This is a genomic window from Streptomyces sp. MZ04 (assembly GCF_004684775.1).
In the GTDB taxonomy this organism is placed as follows: Bacteria; Actinomycetota; Actinomycetes; order Streptomycetales; family Streptomycetaceae; genus Streptomyces.
On the sequence record NZ_SRIC01000433.1, the window covers coordinates 1 to 5,020 of the forward strand.

Below are 5,020 nucleotides of genomic sequence, written 5' to 3' on the forward strand. Positions count from 1 at the left end.
TTGAGGGGTTAAGGCTCCCAGTAGACGACTGGGTTGATAGGCCAGATCTGGAAGCCCGGTAACGGGTGGAGGTGACTGGTACTAATAGGCCGAGGGCTTGTCCTCAGTTGCTCGCGTCCACTGTGTTTGTTCTGAAACAACGAACAGTTGTGTCGGCTGAACAGCGTCACTATTTAATTGAAGAGTGTGCTTGTTCGCTGCCCTGTTTGAGATCCGGCGAGTTTTTCGCGGGATATTTCATAGGGTTTCGGTGGTCATAGCGTGAGGGAAACGCCCGGTTACATTCCGAACCCGGAAGCTAAGCCTCAAAGCGCCGATGGTACTGCAGGGGGGACCCTGTGGGAGAGTAGGACGCCGCCGAACAATCTTTGGAGGACCCCTGGTCCCAGCGTCCACGCTGGGACCAGGGGTCCTTTTTGTTTTTGTCGAAGCGCGCCGGCTACCCGGCTGCGCGAGAATGACTGCGGTACCGAAGACTAGGAGTCACCGATGTCCACCAACTCTCCCGACGAGCGACCGGAGCGCGAGCAGCGCCGCCGGGACGGTGGCGACCGGGGCGGATACCGCGGTGGGGCGCCCCGTCGGGACAACGACCGTGGCGACCGCAGTGGCGGGCGCCCTCCGTTCCGCCGCGACGACCGTCCCACTTCTGGCGGACCGCGTCGCGATGACCGTGGCGGGCAGCGTCGCGACAACGATCGCGGCGGTGACCATGGTGGTTTCCGTCGTGACGACAGCCGCGGTGGTGACAGCCGTGGCGGCGACCGTCCCGGGTTCCGTCGCGATGACCGACGTGACGACAGGCGTGACGACCGCGGTGGCGATCGCGGTGGTGACCGTGGTGGCTTCCGTCGTGATGACAGCCGTGGCGGTGGCGGCGGTTACCGCGGGCGTGACGACCGTGAGGGCGGTGGGCGTCCCCCGTTCCGTCGCGATGACCGCTCGACCTCTGGTTTCCCGCGTCGTGACGACCGTCGTGACGGGGATCGTCCGGCCTTCCGTCGTGACGACCGCTCGACCTCCGGCTTCCCGCGTCGTGACGACCGCCGTGACGGTGACCGGCCCGGCTTCCGTAGGGATGACCGGCGTGACGACAGGCGTGACGACCGCGGTGGCGATCGCGGTGGTGATCGCGGTGGTGACCGTGGTGGGTTCCGTCGGGACGACAGCCGTGGCGGGGATCGTCCCGGGTTCCGTCGCGATGATCGCCGCGATGACCGGCGTGACGACCGCGGTGGCGACCGTGGTGGCTTCCGCCGCGACGATCGTCGGGATGACCGCCGTGATGACCGTGGCGGTGACCGTGGTGGCTTCCGGCGCGATGATCGACGTGACGACCGCCGCGATGACCGGCCTCGTGGTGGCGGCGACCGGCCCGGCTTCCGTAGGGATGACCGGCGTGACGACAGGCGCGATGACCGCGGTGGCGATCGCGGTGGTGACCGTGGTGGGTTCCGTCGGGACGACAGCCGTGGCGGGGATCGTCCCGGGTTCCGTCGCGATGATCGCCGCGATGACCGGCGTGACGACCGCGGTGGCGATCGTGGTGGCTTCCGTCGGGATGACCGTCGCGATGACCGGCGTGACGATCGTGGCGGCGATCGCGGTGGTGACCGTGGTGGTTTCCGTCGTGATGACAGCCGTGGCGGTGGCGGTGGTTACCGCGGGCGGGACGACCGTGGGCCGCGTCGTGACGACAGCCGTGGCGGACGGCCCGGTGGTGGGTTCCGTGGGCGTGATGACCGGCGCGATGGCGACCGTGGTGGGTACCGCGGGCGTGACGACCGGGACCGGGACCGTGAGCCGATCAAGCGGCTGCCGATCCCGGACGACGTCACGGGGCACGAGATCGACAAGGACGTACAGCAGGAGCTGCAGAGCCTTCCCAAGGGGCTCGCTGAGGACGTCGCCAAGAACCTGGTGATGGTCGCCAACCTCATCGACGAGGACCCCGAGCAGGCCTACGCGTACTCGCGGGTCGCGCTGCGCCTCGCGTCGCGTGTCGCCGCTGTCCGTGAGGCCGCGGGCTTCGCCGCGTACGCGACGCAGAAGTACAGCGAGGCCCTCGCCGAGTTCCGGGCCGCCCGGCGGATGACCGGCAGCGTCGAGCTGTGGCCCGTCATGGCGGACTGCGAGCGCGGTCTCGGCCGGCCCGAGAAGGCGCTGGACATGGCCGGCGGGCCCGAGGTGGCGAAGCTGGACAAGGCGGGGCAGGTCGAGATGCGGCTCGTGGCCGCCGGCGCCCGGCGTGACATGGGGCAGATCGATGCCGCGATCGTCACCCTGCAGAGCCCCGAGCTGGCGTCGAACTCCACGCAGCCGTGGACCGCGCGGCTGCGGTACGCGTACGCCGACGCGCTGCTCGCGGCGGGGCGTGAGGACGAGGCGCGCGAGTGGTTCGCGAAGGTCGTCGAGTCCGACAAGGACGGCAGCACCGACGCGTCGGACCGGCTCGCCGAGCTGGACGGTGTCGAGTTCGTCGACGCTCTTGATGAGGACGAGGCCGACGGCACCGTCGTCGTGGAGGCGTCGGACAGTGACGTCACCGTCGTCCAGAACGACGCGGACGATGAAGATGATGAAGAGGGTGACTCGGACGGCAAGGGCTGAGCGCTGACTTAGTTGCGACAACGGGCGGGCTCCCACCAGGGAGCCCGCCCGTTGTCGTATCCGCGTGCTGCGGGAGGTTCAGACGTCGAGGCTGCGCAGGACCAGGCCCGTCGCGGGCTTGGGGCCGAAGGACGTCGACTTGCGGGGCATTGTGACCCCTTGGCGGGCCAGGTCGCGTACGACCTCTTCGCGGACCGGGTGCATCAGGATCGCCGTGCCGCCGTCGCGCTCCGCCTTCTCCACGGTCGCTTCGGTGTCGTGGATGTAGGCGATGTGCTCGGGGGCGTCCGGGATCCGCCAGATGTGGTCGAGGAGCGTGGAGTGCAGGACCGTCGCGTCGAGGGTGCGCCAGGCCTCGGGGCGGTCGGCGCGGATCGTACGCGAGAGGAGGTCGGGGGACGGACGGTCGATGAGGTGGTAGCGGCCGTCCCCGGCGAGGAGGAAGGCGTTGCCTTCGGTGGCGGCCTCAGCCAGGGCGTCCAGCGCGCGGGGCAGGGGGCCTTCGAGGGTGCGTACGCGGAAGGTGTCCGCCAGGGCCGCCAGGGCGTCAGCGACCGGGAGTTGGTGCAGGTAGCGGTGGATGGCGCGGACCCGGAGCGGGTAGCGCGCGGTGTCCACCAGGAGGACCAGGCCGTAGTCCCACGGGCTGGGGGACGGGTGCTCGGAGCGCAGCCGCAGGTTGGTCGCCCAGCGGTGGTGTCCGTCCGCGATCAGGGCCTGATGGCGGGCGAGATCTGTCCGGATCTCGGCGAGCTCGGCGGGGTCGGTGACCGCCCAGAGGCGGTGGCTGAAGCCGTCTTCCGTGGTTGTCGACAACAGTGGCTTGTTCAGTGCGGTGCGCTCGATGACCGCCAGGGCGCCTGTGGCGTTGCTTTCGGAGCGGTAAGTCAGCAGCAATGGTTCGAGGTTGGCGCTCGTCGCGCGCATCAGGGCCGCGCGGTCCTCGACGACATGGGGCATGACGTCCTCGTGGGGCAGGACGATGCCGTCCGCCGCCTCCGAGAGACGCAGGGCGCCGATGATGCCGCGCTGCAGGATCTCGCCGTCGCGCTGCTCGTAGATGTAGAGGCTGGGCTCCGGGTCGGGCGCGAGAATGCCCTGGTCGAGCCAGGTGCGCAGGGTGTCCGCGGCCTGGTCGTTGCGGGCGGCGGGCGTGATGGCCTGCGGGAGGATCAGCCGGACGATGTTGTGCGGGTCGGCGGACTCCAGGTGAAGCAGGCCGTCGGGCCGTACGACCACGTCGTACGGCGGAGAGGTCACCGCGGCCAGGCTGCCGACCCGTTGGGGGACGTACCGCACGCCTCGGAACGGGATCAGGTCGAGGCCATGGTCGTCCGTGTCACCCGCTGTGTTCATTGCTGCATCGTATGTGTGTCAGTGGCATGAGCGATGATCGGGGGAGTGGGATCGATCGAGGAGCGATGCGTAATGAGCCAGACCGTCAGGACACGGCCCGAAGGCAGCCGGGGTGTGCTGAGTGAGGCGTACGACACGGCGCTGCTCGATCTGGACGGGGTGGTGTACGCGGGAGGGCACGCGATCGTGCACGCGGTCGAGTCGCTGGGGACGGCGCGGGCGGGCGGGATGCATCTCGCGTACGTGACGAACAACGCGCTGCGCACGCCGGACGCGGTCGCCGGGCATCTGACGGAGCTGGGCATCCCGACCGGGGCGTCGGATGTGATCACGTCGGCGCAGGCGGCCGCGCGGTTGGTGAGCGAGCAGGTCCCTGCGGGGGCACGGGTGTTGGTGATCGGCGGGGAAGGGCTGCGGGTCGCGCTGCGGGAGCGCGGGCTCGAGCCGGTGGAGTCGGCCGACGACGAGCCGGTGGCGGTCGTGCAGGGGTACGGGGGGCCGGAGCTGGCGTGGGGGCGGTTCGCCGAGGCCTGTTACGCGATCGCGCGCGGGGTGCCGTGGTTCGCGTCCAACACGGACCTGACGATTCCGAGTGCGCGGGGCATCGCGCCCGGCAATGGCGCCGCGGTCGAGGTGGTCCGGATCGCGACGGGTGCTGAGCCGCAGGTGGCGGGGAAGCCGTTGCCTCCGATGCACCGCGAGACGATCCTGCGGACGGGGGCCGAGCGGCCGTTGGTCGTGGGGGACCGGCTCGACACGGACATCGAGGGTGCGTTCAACGGCGGGGTGGACTCGCTGCTCGTCCTGACCGGAGTGACGGACGGCGCCCACCTGCTGGCGGCCCCGCCCGAGCACCGGCCGACGTATGTGGACGCGGATCTGCGCGGCATGCTGAACGGACAGCCCGAAGTCACCTCGGCGGAGGGCGGATTCGACTGCGGCGGGTGGACCGCATCGGTGCGGGGGCCCGAGCTGGTGCTTGACGGTGAGGGTGACGTACTGGACGGGCTGCGGGCGCTGTGCGCCGCGGCGTGGACGGACGCGGGGGATGGGG

The 5,020-nt window shown here is 70.0% G+C and carries 4 protein-coding genes and 2 rRNA genes; 4 read left to right on the forward strand and 2 right to left on the reverse strand.

The annotated features are described in order from the left end of the window. Both E2651_RS41155 and rrf read left to right on the forward strand, forming a co-directional pair. A 23S ribosomal RNA gene (locus E2651_RS41155) occupies positions 1-105 on the forward strand; the annotation flags it as partial. A gap of 141 nt (positions 106-246) precedes the next feature. Continuing rightward, positions 247-363 (forward strand): 5S ribosomal RNA (gene rrf, locus E2651_RS41160). A gap of 120 nt (positions 364-483) precedes the next feature. On the opposite strand, the gene E2651_RS46040 is transcribed toward rrf, so the two are convergent. Continuing rightward, the gene (locus E2651_RS46040; RefSeq protein ID WP_209446379.1) at positions 484-1,845 is read right to left on the reverse strand and encodes a hypothetical protein; all 1,362 of its coding nucleotides are present in this window, start codon (positions 1,843-1,845) and stop codon (positions 484-486) included. Between E2651_RS46040 and E2651_RS44885 the strand changes: the two genes are divergently transcribed. After that, complete coding sequence (locus E2651_RS44885; protein ID WP_209446378.1) at positions 1,816-2,610, forward strand: tetratricopeptide repeat protein; 795 nt, start codon at positions 1,816-1,818, stop codon at positions 2,608-2,610. The two genes, E2651_RS46040 and E2651_RS44885, sit on opposite strands and share 30 nt — an antisense overlap. Positions 2,611-2,688: 78 nt before the next feature. Here E2651_RS44885 and E2651_RS41170 read toward each other — a convergent pair whose 3' ends face one another. Then, complete coding sequence (locus tag E2651_RS41170) at positions 2,689-3,966, reverse strand: DUF1015 domain-containing protein (RefSeq protein ID WP_135336388.1); 1,278 nt, start codon at positions 3,964-3,966, stop codon at positions 2,689-2,691. A gap of 72 nt (positions 3,967-4,038) precedes the next feature. Here E2651_RS41170 and E2651_RS41175 point away from each other — a divergent pair. Beyond that, a partial coding sequence (locus E2651_RS41175) for an HAD hydrolase-like protein (protein ID WP_135336389.1) occupies positions 4,039-5,020 on the forward strand: 982 nt, incomplete at its 3' end.

Excerpts from the sequence above, each read along its gene's own strand:
- E2651_RS41170 (WP_135336388.1), bottom strand. The coding sequence starts at position 3,966 with ATGAACACAGCGGGTGACACGGACGACCATGGCCTCGACCTGATCCCG.